Consider the following 15,417-nt stretch of genomic DNA (forward strand, 5'->3'; position numbering starts at 1 on the left):
TCCTGTGCGCAAGCCTCCAACCGCTCTAGATATGGTTTGGACTGAAAAGGGGAGAACAACATGGGCCTTCTGATCGACGGCGTTTGGCACGACAAATGGTATGACACCAGCAAGACAGGCGGCAAATTCGAACGTTCCGCCGCGCAGTTTCGCAACTGGATCACCTCCGATGGCACCCCCGGACCATCCGGCACCGGCGGTTTTGCAGCCGAATCGGGCCGGTATCACCTCTATGTCAGCTTTGCCTGCCCCTGGGCACACCGCACCCTGATCTTCCGCCAGATCAAGGGCCTGGCCGATCACATCAGTATTTCCGCCGTCCACCCCGATATGCTGGGCGAGGGCTGGACCTTTGACACCGATTTCCCCGGTGCCACCGGCGACACCCTGTTCGGCCTGCCCTATGCGCGCGACATCTACATCCGCGCAGACCCCAGGTTCAGCGGCCGCGTGACCGTGCCGATCCTGTGGGACAAATCGCAGGGCACGATCGTCTCCAACGAAAGCGCAGAGATCATCCGCATGTTCAACAGCGCGTTCAACGGGGTCACCGGCAATACCGACAACTATTACCCGGAGCCGCTGCAGGCCCGGATCGAGGAGCTGAACGCCCGCATCTACGACACCTTCAACAACGGCGTCTATCGGTCGGGCTTTGCCACCACGCAGGAGGCCTACGAAGAGGCTGTCTATCCGCTGTTCGACACCCTGGACTGGCTTGAGGATATCCTGTCGACCAACCGCTACCTGACAGGGGATCGGGTGACCGAAGCCGATTGGCGCCTGCTGCCGACGCTGCTGCGCTTTGACAAGGTCTATCACACGCATTTCAAGTGCAACCGCAGCCGCATCACCGATTACCCAAACCTCTGGGCCTACACCCGTGAGCTGTACCAATGGCCCGGCGTGTCGGACACGGTGAACTTCGATCACATCGTGCGCCACTACCACTACAGCCACGAGTCGATAAATCCCTACCGGATCATCCCGATCAACCCGCAGCCGGACTTTGACGCGCCGCACGGACGCGGCTGATCAGGGCGGGTCAGGCGCTGTCCACTTCCCGGCCATAATGCTGCACCATCGCGGCAAGGTCCTCCGGCTCGGTCCCCGTGGGAACAAGGGCACGGGCATTCGCGACATGGGCAAATATCGACCCATCCGAAAAGAACGAGGTGTTGGAGACAAAGATCACCTGCGCTTTCGGCATCCTGTAATTGGCGAAATCCGCAACCGCCAGCGCGGCACCGTCAGCCAGCACAAGGTTCAGGATGATGATCTGGGGCTCATTCTCTGACAGGTAGCTGACCGCATCGTCCTGTGTATGGCGCAGAACCACGTCCATCCCGTGCCGCTCAAGATGCCGCTTCCAAAGCTGACCCAGCTCAGCACAGCTTTCGACGATCAGCACTTTCATATGGGGTCCTCGTCCGGCAGCGGGGCGCACCATGGCCTGAATAACGGTGGTCTGCCCGATAGGTTAACAAATGGTTAAAAAGCGGTGAAATTGATTAACGATTCAGACTTTCCTTGAAGATCACGATTTTTTCAGCTTTGACAACGCAGAGTGGGGGAAGTTTAGGCGAAAATGTCAGTCGATCAAGTAGCGCCAAAATCAGCAAAGCGTGATCATGGGGGCGGTGTTGACGCCGCCGCCCGGCGTTTTGGCGGCACGCGCGACAGCTGGCTGGACCTTTCAACCGGGATAAACCCCCTGCCCTATGACGTGCCTGATCTGCCCGCCTCGGACTGGACCGACCTGCCCGACGAAAACGCCCGCCTCCGGCTTGAGACCGCGGCCCGGCACTTCTGGAATGTACCGAAGGGGGCAGCGATCTGCGCCGTCCCCGGGGCCTCGGCAGCCATTGCGCGCATTCCCCTGCTTGCTGCGGCGGACCGGGTGCGCATCCCCGAACCTACCTATAACGAACATGCCGCCGGGTTTGCAGCGGCTGGCTGGCAGGTGGGGGCGCAGGCAGGCAGCGCCTCTGTGCTGGTCAATCCGAACAACCCGGACGGGCGCATCTGGCAGGCCGGTGATCTGGACGGTGCATTGCGCGTCATCGACGAAAGCTTTTGCGACGTCACCCCAGAAGCAACCCTGATGGATCAGGCCACCCGGCCCGGCACGCTGATCCTCAAGAGCTTTGGCAAATTCTGGGGTCTGGCGGGTCTGCGGCTGGGATTTGTCATCGGCGATCCCGCACTCGTTCACCAATTGTCTGCCGGGCTCGGACCCTGGGCGGTATCCGGTCCGGCGCTGCGGATCGGCGCGCTTGCGCTTGAGGATCAGGCCTGGGCCGACAAGACACGCGAACGCCTGCAAAGCGATGCGGCGCGGCTGGATCAGCTGATGCTCAACGCCGGGGCGGAGGCCATTGGTGGCACGACGCTCTTCCGGCTTTACGATGTCGCCAATGCCACCGACTGGCAGATGCGGCTGGCCTCCCATCGGATATGGAGCCGGGTGTTCCCCTATAACGCGCGCTGGCTCCGGCTGGGCCTGCCTGCACCGGATGCCTGGCAAAGGCTTGAGCGGGCGCTGGCATGACCGCAGTTCTGCTTTTCCTGGCGATGCTTCTGGACGCCGCATTGGGCGAACCCGAATGGCTCTGGCGGCGTGTGCCTCATCCCGCCGTCCTCATGGGCCGTGCGGTTGCCTGGTGCGACGATAAACTGAACACGGGCCAGGCGCGCAGGGCAAAGGGCCTTGCAGCCATCGCCGGCCTTGTGGTCGCCGCAGCGGTAACGGGGCAGATCCTCAGCCTGCTGGGACCGGTGGTAGAGGTGCTGGTGGTGGCGATCCTGCTGGCGCAACGCTCCCTTGTCGCACATACGAATGCGGTTGCCGATGGCCTGCGGCTGTCCCTGCCTGCAGGCCGCCGCGCGGTTGCGATGATCGTCAGCCGCGACACCGCCGATATGTCGCCCTCTGCCGTCGCCCGCTCTGCCATCGAAAGCGCATCCGAAAACCTGAGCGACGGGGTCATCGCCCCGGCCTTCTGGTTTCTGATCGGCGGGCTTCCGGGCATTCTGGTCTACAAGGTTGTCAACACCGCCGACAGCATGATCGGCTATCGTACCCCGCGCCACAAGGATTTTGGCTGGGCATCTGCACGGCTTGACGATCTGCTGAACCTGATCCCGGCGCGCCTGACCGCATTGCTGATCGCCCTGCCCTCCGGCGTGATCAACGACTGGCGCGCCATCGCCGGTGACGCCCGCCTGCACCGATCCCCGAATGCCGGCTGGCCCGAAGCCGCCATGGCCCGCGCGCTTGGTGTGGCCTTGGCCGGGCCACGGGCATATGATGGCGCGATGCAGAACTTTGCATGGGTCCATCCCGCCGGAAGGCGCACCCTGGCTGCCGCTGACGTGGACGCGGCGATCCGCCGGTTGTGGCAGGCCTGGGGCGTGATGCTGGGCCTGTGTGCGATATTGATACTGATTTCGTCCTGAAGGATTTTCATGCGCCGACTTATTTGTACGCTTGCCCTGACACTCCTGGCCCAGCCCGTCCTGGCCGACACGCCCTGCGGCGGTAATTTTGCAAACTTCGTCTCCGAGCTGAAGACCGAAGCAATTGCAAATGGCATAGAACCCGCGACGGCTGATGCTTTCTTTGACGGCATCCGGCAGGACCCGGCAGTGCTGGCAGCAGACCGCAAACAGGGTGTCTTCCAGATCCCGTTCGTGGATTTCGCGCGCCGCCTGATCTCCGAAGATCGCCTGCGCCGGGGCCGGGCCAACGCCCAGAAATACGATGCAATCTTTGACCGGGTAGAGACCGAATATGGCGTTGACCGTGGCGTCCTGCTGGCCTTTTGGGCCTTCGAGACGGATTACGGCGCATTCCAGGGAGATTTCAACACGGCCAATGCCCTGGTCACACTGGCACATGATTGCCGCCGTCCGCAATTGTTCCGCCCCCAGGTGCTGGCTGCGGTGACGCTCTCTGCCCAGGGCGGGTTCGATCCACGCCGGACCACCGGTGCATGGGCCGGGGAAATCGGCATGGTCCAGATGCTGCCCCGCGATATTCTGGAGAACGGCGTGGACGGTGATGGCGACGGTGTCGTTTCGCTCAAGACATCGGCCCCCGATGCGCTGCTGTCCGGGGCCAGGATGCTGCAAAGCCTCGGCTGGCGCGCCGGTGAGCCCTGGCTTGCCGAAGTTGTCATGCCATCGGATTTCGACTGGTCCCTGACCGGCCTGGAGACGACGAAACCGGTGTCCGAATGGCAATCGCTTGGGGTGCAGCCCCGCAACGGCCCGCTGGCAGAGGGGCTGACAGGATCGGTCCTGCTGCCGCAGGGCAAGGATGGCCCGGCCTTTCTGGCCTATCCCAATTTCCGGGTCTATTTCGACTGGAACCAGAGCTTTACCTACGTCATGACCGCCGCCTATTTCGCCACCAGGCTTCAGGGTGCGCAGGTCTTTGACGCAGGCAGCCCCCGGACCGGGCTGGACGGCACCCAGATGAAGGCCCTGCAAACCAAACTGGAAGCGCGCGGTCATGATGTCGGTGGCGTTGACGGCATCCTTGGCGCGGACACCCGCGCCGCCGTGCGCGCGGAACAGGTGCGGCTGGGCCTGACAGTCGACGGATGGCCAACGCCCGAACTGCTATCGCAACTTTGAACCCAGGAGAAACCACATGCCTCTGAAGAAAACATCCGCCCAGATGGTTGCCGATGCCCGCGCCAAGATCGAGGAGATTGACAGCGAGGCGGCCATCGCCCTGCTGAAAGACCCCGATGTCCAGTTCGTCGATCTGCGCGACCCGCGCGAACGTGATCGCAGCGGTTTCATCCCCGGCGCATTTCATTGCCCGCGTGGCATGCTGGAATTCTGGGTCGATCCCGAAAGCCCCTATTTCAAGGATGTCTTTGCCCAGGACAAGAAATTCGTCTTCCATTGCGCCTCCGGCTGGCGCTCCGCCATTTCGGTCGCCACCCTGCAGGAGATGGGCTTTGAGGCAGCCCACCTGCGGGACGGTTTCGGCGGCTGGGAAAAGGCCGGTGGCCCGGTGGAAAAGAAGGGCGATCACTAGAGCGCTTCGGAACATACCTGAATCACTTGTTCGCTGCCTCTCCCTTCGGTCGAACGCGAAAAGTGATGTGGGATGTTTCAAGTTTGTCCCGAAACGCTTTAGTCAGTTTCCCGGCCGGAACCGGTATCGCCGGACAAGGCGCATGTTTGCATTTTGTTTAGCTTTGACTTATATTCTGAAGATCGAAACGAAGTTGTAGTCCAGCTTCTTCACCTGAACTACAGACCCCGCAGAGCGTCTACTCTTCGGGGTCACTCTTTTTCAGGGTATCAAACCCCGAGCCAGAGCCGGATGATCGCGACGATCAGTGTAGCCACACCAATCAGGACCATCCATTTTCGAAACGATTGCTCTTCCAGCCTCATCACCTCCTTCCACCGCGATGGGTCGCGGCCGGGGCATGGTGCGGACAGAATGTTCAGGAACGGTTAACCATCATCGGCGCACCGGAAAGCGGTCGCCCTTCTGCGTCAGCAAGACGACGCCGCCGTCGCGCCATGCAAAGCGGTCGCAACGATTGCGCCCGTTGTGGAAGGCCACGCAGACCGTGCCATCGGCGCCGATATCATAGACCCCATAGGCCGTTGCCCCGCCCGCATAGGAATAGCTGTAGGCGCCGCCGACAAAATAGCGCGACTGACCGTCATCATGATAGGTCAGTGTCTGCCCGTCGATCAGCGCATGGACTTCGGCAGCGGCCAGAACGGTATCCCCCGCCAGAACGGCATAGGGATCGGCAGTTGCAGGTGCCGCGGCCAGCAGCAGAGGGATCAGGAAACGCATGAACATGGGTAACGCGCCAACTGCCCCGCGTCAAAACACCATCACGCAAAACACGTCGATGTTACGTTCGGGGCGTTTTCTCAGGCCAACATTTATCAGGCCACCAGCGTTTCGGCCTTTTTCAGATCCACGGAGACCAGCTGACTGACCCCCTGTTCGGCCATGGTGACACCGAACAGCCGGTCCATGCGTGCCATGGTGACCGCATGGTGGGTAATGATCAGAAAACGCGTGTCTGTCTGGCGGCACATCTCGTCCAGCAGGTCGCAAAAGCGCGTGACATTGGCATCGTCCAGCGGCGCATCGACTTCGTCCAGCACGCAGATCGGGGCCGGATTTGCCAGGAACACGGCAAAGATCAACGCCATCGCCGTCAGCGTCTGCTCACCCCCGCTGAGCAGGCTGAGCGTGCTCAGCTTCTTGCCCGGCGGCTGGCACATGATCTCAAGCCCGGCCTCAAGCGGGTCGTCGGATTCGACCATCACCAGGTTGGCCTCCCCCCCGCCGAACAGATGTCGGAACAGCATGGAGAAGTTGGAGTTCACCTGCTCGAAGGCCGTCAGCAGACGCTCCCGCCCCTCCCGGTTCAGGCTGGCAATGCCCGAACGCAGGGTCTTGATCGCCTCTTCGAGGTCGTTCTTCTCCGCAATCAGTGAATCATGCTCTTGCTGAACGTCCTTTGCGTCTTCTTCGGCGCGCAGGTTCACCGCCCCCAGCGCGTCACGCTGGCGTTTCAGCCGGTTCACGTCAGCTTCCAGCGCATCGGCACCGGGCATCTGGTCCGGGTTGGTGTCCAGACGTGTCAGCAATTGGTTCGGGGTCAGCTGGCTGTCCTCGGCAATCCGCTCCGCCGCTGCGGTCACGCTTTCGCGGGCCGCCTCGGCGCGTGCTTCGGAGCCTGCGCGGGCCTCGCGCGCTTCGGAGGCCTCCCGCTCTGCTTCCCGCTCCGCCACAGCCGCCTCGCGCAGCGCGCTTTCCGCCTTTGACAGCGCATCGGCGGCCGTGCCGCGCCGCGCTTCGGCCCTGGCAATCTCACTGCTCAATTCTTCGCGCCTGGCGGCCAGTTCGGCCGGTGCCGCGCTGGCGTCCTTCAATTCACTTTCGGAGGCCGTCTTGCGCTCCACCAGTTCCGCAGTCCGCTTTTCAGCCGTCTCAAGGCGGTGTTTCCAGCCGCTCAGCTCCTTGACGACCTCCTGCGACCGCTTCAACCGGGCCTCGCCCTCGCGGCGCAACTCGTCATGTGCGGAACGACGCGACATCATGGTGATGCGGGCTGCCTCAACGGTCATGCGGATATCGTCCACAGCTGCACGGGCCTGCGCGAGATCGCCCAGTTCCGCCAGGGCCCGCTCGGCCTCCAGCACCCGGCCACGGGCGGCCATCGCCTCATCCTCGTGGCGCTTGACGGCCAGCCCAAGGCTTTCGAGCCGCCCTTCGGCAAGGTTGCGATCCGCCTCGGACCGGCTCAGCGCGCGTCCGGCGTCCGCAACCATGCGGTCCGCCTGCCTGCGGGCTTCGCGTGCCCGCTTGTCTGCCTCGGTCTGTTCCACCATGAGACGGGTCAGGGTCTCATGCGCAGCCCGGGCACCCTCGGCGCGCTGGCTGGCCTGCTCCAGCGATTGTTTCAAAACCTCCAGGCGGTTCAACTGCTGCAACCGAAGCGCCGCAGCAGATGGCGCATCCTCGGCCCAGGCGCGGTAGCCGTCCCAGCGCCACAAATCCCCCTCCAGGGAAACCAGCCGCTGCCCCGGCAGCAGTGCCGCCTGCAATGCCGGGCCTTCATCCGGGTCCACCAGACCAATCTGCCCCATCCGCCGGGCCAGCACATCCGGCACCGACACATGCTGCGTCAGGGGCGTGACCCCTGCGGGCAGGGGTTGATCCGTGTCATAGGCAGGCAGGATCGCCCAACCCGACGGGCCGTCGCTGTCGACTTCCGGCGCACGCAGATCGTCAGCAAGCGCCGCACCCAAGGCCTTTTCAAAGCCATGTTCGACCTGCAAACGGTCGAGGATCTGGCCGCCTTCCGCGGTGTCACGCTCCAACAGCTTTGCCAGCGCGCCGGTTTCGGCCCTGAGCGCGTTCATCTCGCCCTCAGCCTCGGAGCGTTCGGCCCGCGCGTCAGCCTCGCGGCCCTGCGTTTCGGCGCGTGCTTCCTCGGCCTGGTGCAGGGCCTCATCCGCCGATGCCGCCGCGGCCACCGCCTCTGTCTCGGCAGCTTTGGCCGCATCGAAATCCTCTGCCGCCTTGGCCAGCGCGGCACGGCTTTGGGTGACCGCTTCCTGTGCCTTCAACGCCTCGGCTTCCGACTTTGCCTGCGTCTTGCGGCTGTCCTCCAGCAGGCGCTCGGCCGATCCGTGCCGCGCGGCCAGACGGGCCACGTCTTCGGTCAGTTGCGACAGATCACCCTCGCGCGCCTGCAGCACTGTCGCGGCCTCGCGTGCCGCTTCTGACGCGCGTTCCAGCGCGGTCTCGTGCCCTTCGCTCGCCTTGGCCAGCTCGCGCTGCTCCCATTCCAGCCGCTCGATGGTTTCGCCCGCATCACGGTTCAACCCGCCTTCGCGTTCGATGTCGCGCGTCAGTTGCGCGATCCGGTTCGTCAAGGTCTCGATCGCGGTCTGCGCCCGGGCCTCCTGATCCGCAAGGGTATCGCGCTGCACGACCAGACGTTGCAGAACGGCGGCGGCAATGGCTTCTTCCTCGCGCAGGGGCGGCAGGGCTTCTTCCGCCGTGCTGCGTGCCTTGATCGCCTGCTGGACAATGCTCTGGGCCTGTGCTGCTGCCGTCACACGCGCCCGCAGGTCATCTTCCGCCTTCGCGCGGGCATCATCCGCCTCGCGCCAGCGCCGATACAGCAGCATCCCCTCGGTCCTGCGCAGCTGATCGCCGATCTCGCGATAGCGCGCCGCCTGGCGGGCCTGCCGCGCAAGCTGCGCAAGCTGGGTGGCCAGTTGTTCGATCACGTCGTCGACCCGCGCCAGGTTCGCCTCGGCACCGTTCAGCTTCAGTTCCGCCTCGTGACGCCGCTGGTACAGACCGGAAATACCGGCCGCTTCCTCAAGGATCCGGCGGCGGTTCTTGGGCTTGGCGTTGATCAACTCGCTGATCTGGCCCTGCCGCACCAGCGCAGGGCTGTGCGCCCCTGTCGAGGCATCGGCAAACAGCATCTGCACATCGCGCGCGCGCACGTCCTTGCCCGCCGCCTTATAGGCGCTGCCCACATCGCGGGTGATCCGGCGGACAATCTCAAGCGCGTCGTGATCGTTGAAACCCGCCGGGGCCAGACGTTCCGAATTGTCGATATGCAGGGCCACTTCGGCAAAGTTGCGGGCAGGCCGGGTTGCAGCACCTGCAAAGATCACGTCTTCCATGCCACCGCCGCGCATCGCGGTGGGGCGGTTTTCACCCATCACCCAGCGCAGCGCTTCCAGCAGGTTCGATTTGCCACAGCCATTCGGACCCACCACCCCGGTCAGACCATCGGCGATGATCAGATCCGTCGGATCGACAAAGCTCTTGAAGCCCGTCAGCCTGAGTTTGGAAAAGCGCACCTAGAATGGCCCCGATGATTCAGTCATCCATGGAAAATGCGGTCCGAAAGGCCATCCTGTCAACCGCAACACACCAGAACAAGGGGGCATGGGCGACTTATCCACAAGATATTGCGGTTTCAGAAGGCCGCGCAGTCCAGGTCGAGCGAAACCTCGCCGGCGATCTCGATTTCGCTGCCCGGCACCGGAAGACATTCGATTTCCCATGGCATCGACCTGCGGCTTTTCGGTGGCGGACCGTTGCCGCAATCCAGCCGTGCAAAGGCCTGGGCCTGGTCGCCGGTCACTTCCACCACCTCGCAACCGCTCACCATCGCAATCGCCGTGCCGGCGCGCGACTGGATCGGTCCGAACCTCGGCGCATATTGCGCGTTGACGCGAATGGCCTCGGCCCTGCCACCCCGCACCCTGACATCGAAGGTGGAGCCCTGAACGGTCACACGCGTCGGGGCGACCCCGCGAAATTCAGGCGACGGGGTATTGCAGGCAATCAGGAATACCGCGGCACAAACAGCAAACAGGGATCTCATGACACCAGTGGAGGGCGGAAGGGTTAACAAATCCTTTCCCCCAGGGGCCCGCGAGACCAAACCGCCATAATGCATTTGCGGCAGGGGCGCTCTGGTCATATGATTTGACCAATTCAAGGGAAAGCCCATGCCATTCCAACCCGTCACCCCCGAGAAACTGTCCCAAGCCGTGATCCGCCAGATCGAGAAACTGATCCTGCGCGGCATCCTGCGTCCGGGAGAGCGGCTGCCGCCGGAACGTGAACTGGCCGAGCGTCTGAACGTCTCCCGCCCGTCGCTGCGCGATGCCATCGGTGCGCTGCAGGCGGCCGGTCTGCTCAGCGCCAAGGCTGGTGCCGGGGTCTATGTGGCTGACGTCCTTGGCAGCGCCTTCGCGCCCGCGCTGGTGGAATTGTTCGCGCGCCATGACGAGGCTGTCTTTGACTATCTGTCGTTCCGGCGCGACATGGAAGGGCTGGCAGCGGAACGTGCCGCCACCCATGGGTCGGACACCGACTTGGCCGTGGTGCAGGCGGTTTATGACAAGATGGAAGCCGCCCACGGCAAGCGCAACGGCGATGAAGAGGCGCAGCTGGACGCGCAGTTCCACATGGCCATCATCGAAGCCAGCCATAACGTGGTCATGCTGCACATGATGCGCTCGATGTACGAGCTGCTGCGCGGCGGTGTGTTCTACAACCGGCAGGTGATGTTCAAGCAACGCACAACCCGCGCCGCCCTGCTGGACCAGCACCGCGCCATCAACGATGCGCTGCAGGGAAGGGATGCAACACAGGCGCGGGCGGCGGTCGAAGCGCATCTTGATTATGTCGAGGATGCGCTGACCAACCAGAAAAAGGCCGACCGGAACGAAAGCATCGCACGCCAGCGGTTGCAGCACGAAACGCAGGGATAACCCGCAAGTCCCAGGGGGCGCACGCTCCTCACGGGTTTCGCCGGGATGTTACCTCCGGAACGAAAAAAGCCCCGGCGGGGCCGGAGCTTTCAAACGTTTCTGGAAACGCCGATCAGTGCAGCTTGGCGTCGACCTGCGTAATTGCATCGTCGATCAGCTTGTTGCCTTCTGCTGCCGACATCTGCTTGGCGATGACATCGCGTGCCGCAGCAATCGCAATCGTCACGGCCTGATCGCGGACTGCCTTGATCGCTGCCGCCTGGGCGGAACCGATCTGGTCTTCCGCAGCCGCAAGACGACGCTCAACCGATTTGGCCAGCTCTTCACGCGCCTGTCCGGCTGAACGCTGCGCTTCTTCCTTGGCGGTTGCAACGATGCGGTCGGCCTGTTCCTGCACTTCCTTCTGCTTGCGCTCGTAGCTTGCCAGCAGGGTCTGTGCTTCTTCGCGCAGGGCGCGGGCTTCTTCCAGCTCGGTCCGGATGTCCGCGGCACGTTTGTCCAGCATCACGCCGATCATGCCGGGCACCTTGAAATAGAACAGCACGGCAATGAACAGGATGAACGCCAGAAGCACCACGAAGTCGGTGTTCCCCAGCGAAAAGAACACGTCGCCCGCAGCAAGCGCCGGTGACGCGGCAAGAGCGGCGATGAGGGCGGTCAGGGTCAAACGCATGGTTTATCCTTTCATCCGGGATGCAACGGCCGCATTGACAGTCTTTGCATCCGCCTTGCCACCCATGGCTGCCACGATCTCTTTTGTGGTGTCCTTGGCGACTTTCTCCACGTTCTCCAACGCCCCTTCGCGGATTTCCGCGATGGCTTTTTCGGATTCGGCGGTCTTGGCCGCGATCTCTTCGTCTGCCTTGGCCATGGCGGCATTGAGATCCGCCTGCATGTCGGCCTTGGCTTCTGCGATGATGCGCTGCGCCTCGGCGCGGGCATCGACAAGCGCCTTGTTATAGGCCTCTTCCGCTTCCAGGGCCTTGGCCTTGAGATCCTCGGCAGCGGCGATATCGTTTGTGATCGTGCCCTGCCGTTCCGACAGAACCGCGCCGATGCGCGGCAGCGCCACGCGGGACAGGATCAGGTAGGTCGCGATCAGCGCCAGCACCAGCCAGAAAATCTGGTTTCCCCAGGTGGAGAAATCCAGCTGCGGCATGCCGGGTGTGCTTGCGTGTTCCGCCATATCGACGCCAATGGCGTCGGCAAGGCCATCGCTATGTGTTTCAGTTGCCATCAGGGCCTCCTTGGAAACTTGGCCTATACGCTTGGGCGGATGTCAACACACCCGCCCGTTCGTAAGGATGTCGTAACCTGGAAGTTAAACGGCGAACATCAGCAGCAGCGCGACGAGGAAGGCAAAGATGCCCAGCGCTTCTGCGAACGCGATGCCGATGAACAGGGTTGCTGTCTGCGATGCAGCAGCCGAAGGATTGCGCAATGCGCCAGCCAGGTAGTTGCCTGCAACGTTGCCAACCCCGATTGCGGCTGCGCCGGAACCGATTGCTGCCAGACCTGCGCCGATGTGTGCGAGTTCGCCTTCCATGTGAATTCTCCTTACGATTGGAAGTTGAGAGGTGGCGGGCAAGCCCGCCGTAATCTTAGTGATGCGGGTGAAGCGCGTCCTTGAGGTAGACACACGTCAGGATCGTGAAAACATAGGCCTGGATAAAGGACACCAGAACCTCAAGCCCGTACATCGCGGTGATCGCCACCACGGAGACGGGGCTGATGATGGTGATCGCGGCAAACCCTGCGAAAACCTTGATCACCGCGTGGCCCGCCATGACGTTGCCTGCCAGACGAATGGAGTGGCTGACCGGGCGGACGAAGTAGGAAATCAGTTCGATAATCGCCAGGATCGGGCGCAGCGCCAGCGGCGCGGAAGCAACCCAGAACAGGCCCAGGAAACTGGCGCCATTCTTGACGAAGCCCAGGATCGTGACGGTCAGGAACACGGCCAGGGCCAGCAGAACCGTCACCGCGAAGTGGGATGTCGGCGTGAAAGACGTCGGGATCAGCCCGAGGAAGTTGGCGCAGACAATGAACATGAACAGCGTCATGATGTAGGGGAAGTATTTCACCCCCTCCTTGCCGCAGATATCCTCGACCATCTTGTAGACAAAGCCATAAGCCAGCTCTGCCACCGACTGCATCCGCGAAGGCACGATGGCCCGCTTGGAGCTGCCCAGGACCATCAGCGCAAAGGTCGCCACAACCGCAAGGAACATCCAGAAAGTCGCGTTGGTCACCGTGTACCAGGAAACCGCGCCCTCGCCGAAAAACGGCTCGACGATGAATTGATCCATCGGGTGAAAGACCAGACCGCCTTCTTCTGCACCGTGTGTCTCTGTCGCCATCTCAGGCTCCTTCGTTCCTGTCGTCCTTGTCGGACGCGTCCCCGGTCATTTCGACCATCTTCTTTTCCTGGATTTCCTGTGCGGAGCGGAGCATCGTCTTTACCCCCGCCGCCAGGCCCAGCATGACAAACAGCACCATGAAGATCGGCAATGTACCAAACAGCACATCCAGCCCGTATCCGATGCCAAAACCGATCCCCAGACCGGCCACAAGTTCGATCACCATCCGCCAGGCAAGCTGTGCCTGAGAGTGATGTTCATCCGCACGGGGCTTGGGCGCGCTGCGCTTCTTTACGGCTTTGATCCGCGCCTCTAGCTGCTCAAGCTGCTGCTGCTGGTCCGGATCGCTCATGCCGCATACCCCAAGGGATGACTTGGGCGTTAGGTACTGGGCAGGGCCGTTAGAGTCAACTGAGATCGGAGAGGCAATAAAGCAATCGTTTACAATGCGTTACAGGTCGAATGAGATCGCTTCGCGACACGACGCCCCCGCCAGCACGCCGAAACTGCGGTGCTTTTCATATTCAACCTTTTGGTTGATCATTCTCGTCCGGTGTCCGCCAGGCCGCTGTCTGCTCAAACAACCAGTCACGGAAAACGCGCACGGCCTTGCGGCGCAGGACCCCATGACCGCGCACCAGATGATACCCCCCTTCGCGAATCCCGATGTCGGAAACGCGCAGCAGCCGCCCCGCCGCCACCTCCCCCGCGACCACCTCTTCGGACACCAGCAAGACGCCCTGACCGGCAATCGCGGCCTCGACGCTCAGAACGGAACTCAGCCGCCAGGTAAACGCCGGCACTTCCGCCGGAGCGACTCCGCCCGCCAACGCGAACCACTTGTCCCAGCTGCCCTCCGACCGGTCCCGAAGCAGCGGATAGCTCAGCAGGTCACGCGGAGAGGGTTTGGCAGTGCGCAGCAGCCCCGGCGCGGCAAAGGGGTACAACATCGCGTTGGTCAGCAGCTCCGAATTCGGATAGCGCGCGCCGGGCGGCACGAAACGGATGGCAAGGTCAGCCTCATAGCGCGCCACATCCGCCAGGTGGCGCGACGCTTCCAGCCGCACATTCACCTCCGGGTGCGCGCCGGTGAAAGACGCCAGATGCTGTATGAGGAACTTTGTCGCGAACAGGGGTTCCGAATTGACAGAGATCGTTCCCTCCGGCGTCTCGGCCAGCCCTTCGGTGGCAATGCCGATGGCATCGAGCGCGGGCGAGACCTGCGCCAGATAGGCAGCACCGTCATCGGTCAGCACAAGACCCCGCGACAGATCGCGGAACAATTGCACGCCCAGCCGGTCCTCCAGCCCCCGGACATGACGACTGATGGACGAATGGCTGACCCGCAGCTCTTCCGCCGCGCGGGAAAAGCTCTGGTGACGGCCCGCAGCCTCAAAGGCACGCAGGGCATTCAGCGGGGGCAATGTTCGGCTCATGCTTACTTGTGCAGTTTTCGCACATCTCACGTCAACCATTTGTCTTTGTGGGGCCGGGGCGATTTTGGCAAATTAGCTGCAACAGCAAGCAAGGAAGGCACAAAGATGGCCTATATCGCATATCCAATGGTCCAGACGTCAAGCAAGACCCGTGCAAATTTGAAACGCATCCTGGAGTCACTGCGCAGCCTGTTTCAACGCCGCAAACATCCGCATCTGCGCGATCTGACCGACCGCGCCGCGCGGGATGCAGGGATCGACCTGGCGTTGCTCGAACCGCACCGCCTGCGCCTGCCGTCGCAGCACAGCCACCATCCCCGCAGCTGAACCGCTTCCCCAATCCCCGCAGCTTCGTTATTGAAAGGGGATGACACCCACACTCGATCAGGTTTTTGCCGCCCTCGCCGATCCCACACGCCGCGCGATTCTGGCCATGCTGCTGGAAGACGACATGGCCGTGACCGATGTGGCGGAACCGTTCGAGATGTCGCTGGCCGCGATTTCAAAGCACCTCAACGTGCTGACGGGCGCTGGACTGATCTCTCAGGAAAAGAGGGGGCGGGTGAAATGGTGCAAACTGGAACCCGAAGCGATGAAGGCCGCATCGACCTGGATGCAGGGCTTTGGCCAGTTCGAACCGATCCATCTGGACGCGTTTGAACGTTTTCTGGAAACGGAGCTGCCAACGCCAGATGAAAAAGGCGCGTGATCCCTCACGCGCCGTGTTTTCAAAAGGCCAGTTGGATTATCACGAGAACGACAACAACAAGACCAACGATGTAAATGAGGTTACGCATCCGCGGCCGCTC

At 62.6% G+C, this 15,417-nt stretch carries 18 protein-coding genes; 8 read left to right on the forward strand and 10 right to left on the reverse strand.

Annotation, left to right across the window (positions count from 1 at the left end; genetic code table 11):
• The first annotated feature begins 60 nt into the window (after positions 1 to 60).
• On the forward strand, positions 61 to 1,035 hold the full coding sequence (locus PVW51_RS15950) for a glutathione S-transferase family protein (protein WP_274576011.1): 975 nt from the start codon (positions 61 to 63) through the stop codon (positions 1,033 to 1,035).
• A 10-nt stretch (positions 1,036 to 1,045) separates the two neighbouring features.
• Here the strand turns inward: PVW51_RS15950 and PVW51_RS15955 are convergent, their stop codons facing one another.
• Complete coding sequence (locus PVW51_RS15955; protein WP_269367315.1) at positions 1,046 to 1,417, reverse strand: hypothetical protein; 372 nt, start codon at positions 1,415 to 1,417, stop codon at positions 1,046 to 1,048.
• Between the two features lie 171 nt (positions 1,418 to 1,588).
• On the opposite strand from PVW51_RS15955, the gene PVW51_RS15960 reads away from it, so the two are divergent.
• Genes PVW51_RS15960 through PVW51_RS15975 form a run of 4 tightly spaced genes read left to right on the forward strand, consistent with a single transcriptional unit; the run spans position 1,589 to position 5,053 of the window.
• Positions 1,589 to 2,551, forward strand: a complete 963-nt coding sequence (locus PVW51_RS15960) for a threonine-phosphate decarboxylase (RefSeq protein ID WP_274576012.1) — start codon at positions 1,589 to 1,591, stop codon at positions 2,549 to 2,551.
• Positions 2,548 to 3,459: an adenosylcobinamide-phosphate synthase CbiB gene (gene cbiB / locus PVW51_RS15965; RefSeq protein ID WP_274576013.1), complete on the forward strand. Its 912-nt coding sequence runs from the start codon at positions 2,548 to 2,550 to the stop codon at positions 3,457 to 3,459. Before PVW51_RS15960 ends, cbiB begins: the two co-directional genes overlap by 4 nt.
• Positions 3,460 to 3,468: 9 nt before the next feature.
• Complete coding sequence (locus PVW51_RS15970; protein WP_274576014.1) at positions 3,469 to 4,641, forward strand: lytic murein transglycosylase; 1,173 nt, start codon at positions 3,469 to 3,471, stop codon at positions 4,639 to 4,641.
• Positions 4,642 to 4,657: 16 nt separating this feature from the next.
• A complete protein-coding gene (locus PVW51_RS15975) occupies positions 4,658 to 5,053 on the forward strand; it encodes a rhodanese-like domain-containing protein (protein WP_274576015.1) in 396 nt (131 codons plus the stop codon).
• Positions 5,054 to 5,488: 435 nt separating this feature from the next.
• Here the strand turns inward: PVW51_RS15975 and PVW51_RS15980 are convergent, their stop codons facing one another.
• The 3 genes from PVW51_RS15980 to PVW51_RS15990 all read right to left on the reverse strand — a co-directional run bounded on the left by PVW51_RS15980 (position 5,489) and on the right by PVW51_RS15990 (position 9,917).
• On the reverse strand, positions 5,489 to 5,842 hold the full coding sequence (locus PVW51_RS15980; RefSeq protein WP_240312962.1) for a hypothetical protein: 354 nt from the start codon (positions 5,840 to 5,842) through the stop codon (positions 5,489 to 5,491).
• An 89-nt stretch (positions 5,843 to 5,931) separates the two neighbouring features.
• Positions 5,932 to 9,387, reverse strand: coding sequence for a chromosome segregation protein SMC (gene smc / locus PVW51_RS15985; RefSeq protein WP_274576017.1), 3,456 nt, complete (start codon positions 9,385 to 9,387; stop codon positions 5,932 to 5,934).
• Between the two features lie 119 nt (positions 9,388 to 9,506).
• Positions 9,507 to 9,917, reverse strand: coding sequence for a hypothetical protein (locus tag PVW51_RS15990; RefSeq protein ID WP_274576020.1), 411 nt, complete (start codon positions 9,915 to 9,917; stop codon positions 9,507 to 9,509).
• 127 nt (positions 9,918 to 10,044) lie between these two features.
• On the opposite strand from PVW51_RS15990, the gene PVW51_RS15995 reads away from it, so the two are divergent.
• Positions 10,045 to 10,812: a FadR/GntR family transcriptional regulator gene (locus PVW51_RS15995; protein ID WP_274576021.1), complete on the forward strand. Its 768-nt coding sequence runs from the start codon at positions 10,045 to 10,047 to the stop codon at positions 10,810 to 10,812.
• Between the two features lie 112 nt (positions 10,813 to 10,924).
• On the opposite strand, the gene PVW51_RS16000 is transcribed toward PVW51_RS15995, so the two are convergent.
• The 6 genes from PVW51_RS16000 to PVW51_RS16025 all read right to left on the reverse strand — a co-directional run bounded on the left by PVW51_RS16000 (position 10,925) and on the right by PVW51_RS16025 (position 14,608).
• Positions 10,925 to 11,485, reverse strand: a complete 561-nt coding sequence (locus PVW51_RS16000; protein WP_269367307.1) for a F0F1 ATP synthase subunit B — start codon at positions 11,483 to 11,485, stop codon at positions 10,925 to 10,927.
• A gap of 3 nt (positions 11,486 to 11,488) precedes the next feature.
• Positions 11,489 to 12,049 carry a F0F1 ATP synthase subunit B' gene (locus PVW51_RS16005; protein WP_274576022.1) on the reverse strand — a complete coding sequence of 187 codons (561 nt, stop codon included), beginning with the start codon at positions 12,047 to 12,049 and terminating at the stop codon, positions 11,489 to 11,491.
• Positions 12,050 to 12,133: 84 nt separating this feature from the next.
• Positions 12,134 to 12,358 carry a F0F1 ATP synthase subunit C gene (locus tag PVW51_RS16010; RefSeq protein ID WP_011567586.1) on the reverse strand — a complete coding sequence of 75 codons (225 nt, stop codon included), beginning with the start codon at positions 12,356 to 12,358 and terminating at the stop codon, positions 12,134 to 12,136.
• Positions 12,359 to 12,413: 55 nt separating this feature from the next.
• Positions 12,414 to 13,172 (reverse strand): F0F1 ATP synthase subunit A, encoded by a 759-nt coding sequence (locus PVW51_RS16015; protein ID WP_269367306.1) that lies wholly within the window; start codon positions 13,170 to 13,172, stop codon positions 12,414 to 12,416.
• A 1-nt stretch (position 13,173) separates the two neighbouring features.
• Positions 13,174 to 13,524 (reverse strand): AtpZ/AtpI family protein, encoded by a 351-nt coding sequence (locus tag PVW51_RS16020; RefSeq protein ID WP_114273688.1) that lies wholly within the window; start codon positions 13,522 to 13,524, stop codon positions 13,174 to 13,176.
• Between the two features lie 172 nt (positions 13,525 to 13,696).
• Complete coding sequence (locus tag PVW51_RS16025) at positions 13,697 to 14,608, reverse strand: LysR substrate-binding domain-containing protein (protein ID WP_274576027.1); 912 nt, start codon at positions 14,606 to 14,608, stop codon at positions 13,697 to 13,699.
• A gap of 105 nt (positions 14,609 to 14,713) precedes the next feature.
• On the opposite strand from PVW51_RS16025, the gene PVW51_RS16030 reads away from it, so the two are divergent.
• A complete protein-coding gene (locus PVW51_RS16030; RefSeq protein ID WP_274576028.1) occupies positions 14,714 to 14,935 on the forward strand; it encodes a hypothetical protein in 222 nt (73 codons plus the stop codon).
• Positions 14,936 to 14,975: 40 nt separating this feature from the next.
• Complete coding sequence (locus tag PVW51_RS16035) at positions 14,976 to 15,317, forward strand: ArsR/SmtB family transcription factor (protein ID WP_114273691.1); 342 nt, start codon at positions 14,976 to 14,978, stop codon at positions 15,315 to 15,317.
• Positions 15,318 to 15,417: the final 100 nt, after the last annotated feature.

Source organism: Sulfitobacter sp. PR48, from assembly GCF_028807335.1.
In the GTDB taxonomy this organism is placed as follows: domain Bacteria; phylum Pseudomonadota; class Alphaproteobacteria; order Rhodobacterales; family Rhodobacteraceae; genus Sulfitobacter.

Coding starts and splice junctions, on each gene's coding strand:
- PVW51_RS15950 (WP_274576011.1), top strand. CDS start 61: ATGGGCCTTCTGATCGACGGCGTTTGGCACGACAAATGGTATGACACC.
- PVW51_RS15955 (WP_269367315.1), bottom strand. CDS start 1,417: ATGAAAGTGCTGATCGTCGAAAGCTGTGCTGAGCTGGGTCAGCTTTGG.
- PVW51_RS15960 (WP_274576012.1), top strand. CDS start 1,589: ATGTCAGTCGATCAAGTAGCGCCAAAATCAGCAAAGCGTGATCATGGG.
- cbiB (WP_274576013.1), top strand. CDS start 2,548: ATGACCGCAGTTCTGCTTTTCCTGGCGATGCTTCTGGACGCCGCATTG.
- PVW51_RS15970 (WP_274576014.1), top strand. CDS start 3,469: ATGCGCCGACTTATTTGTACGCTTGCCCTGACACTCCTGGCCCAGCCC.
- PVW51_RS15975 (WP_274576015.1), top strand. CDS start 4,658: ATGCCTCTGAAGAAAACATCCGCCCAGATGGTTGCCGATGCCCGCGCC.
- PVW51_RS15980 (WP_240312962.1), bottom strand. CDS start 5,842: ATGTTCATGCGTTTCCTGATCCCTCTGCTGCTGGCCGCGGCACCTGCA.
- PVW51_RS15990 (WP_274576020.1), bottom strand. CDS start 9,917: ATGAGATCCCTGTTTGCTGTTTGTGCCGCGGTATTCCTGATTGCCTGC.
- PVW51_RS15995 (WP_274576021.1), top strand. CDS start 10,045: ATGCCATTCCAACCCGTCACCCCCGAGAAACTGTCCCAAGCCGTGATC.
- PVW51_RS16000 (WP_269367307.1), bottom strand. CDS start 11,485: ATGCGTTTGACCCTGACCGCCCTCATCGCCGCTCTTGCCGCGTCACCG.
- PVW51_RS16005 (WP_274576022.1), bottom strand. CDS start 12,049: ATGGCAACTGAAACACATAGCGATGGCCTTGCCGACGCCATTGGCGTC.
- PVW51_RS16010 (WP_011567586.1), bottom strand. CDS start 12,358: ATGGAAGGCGAACTCGCACACATCGGCGCAGGTCTGGCAGCAATCGGT.
- PVW51_RS16015 (WP_269367306.1), bottom strand. CDS start 13,172: ATGGCGACAGAGACACACGGTGCAGAAGAAGGCGGTCTGGTCTTTCAC.
- PVW51_RS16020 (WP_114273688.1), bottom strand. CDS start 13,524: ATGAGCGATCCGGACCAGCAGCAGCAGCTTGAGCAGCTAGAGGCGCGG.
- PVW51_RS16025 (WP_274576027.1), bottom strand. CDS start 14,608: ATGAGCCGAACATTGCCCCCGCTGAATGCCCTGCGTGCCTTTGAGGCT.
- PVW51_RS16030 (WP_274576028.1), top strand. CDS start 14,714: ATGGCCTATATCGCATATCCAATGGTCCAGACGTCAAGCAAGACCCGT.
- PVW51_RS16035 (WP_114273691.1), top strand. CDS start 14,976: ATGACACCCACACTCGATCAGGTTTTTGCCGCCCTCGCCGATCCCACA.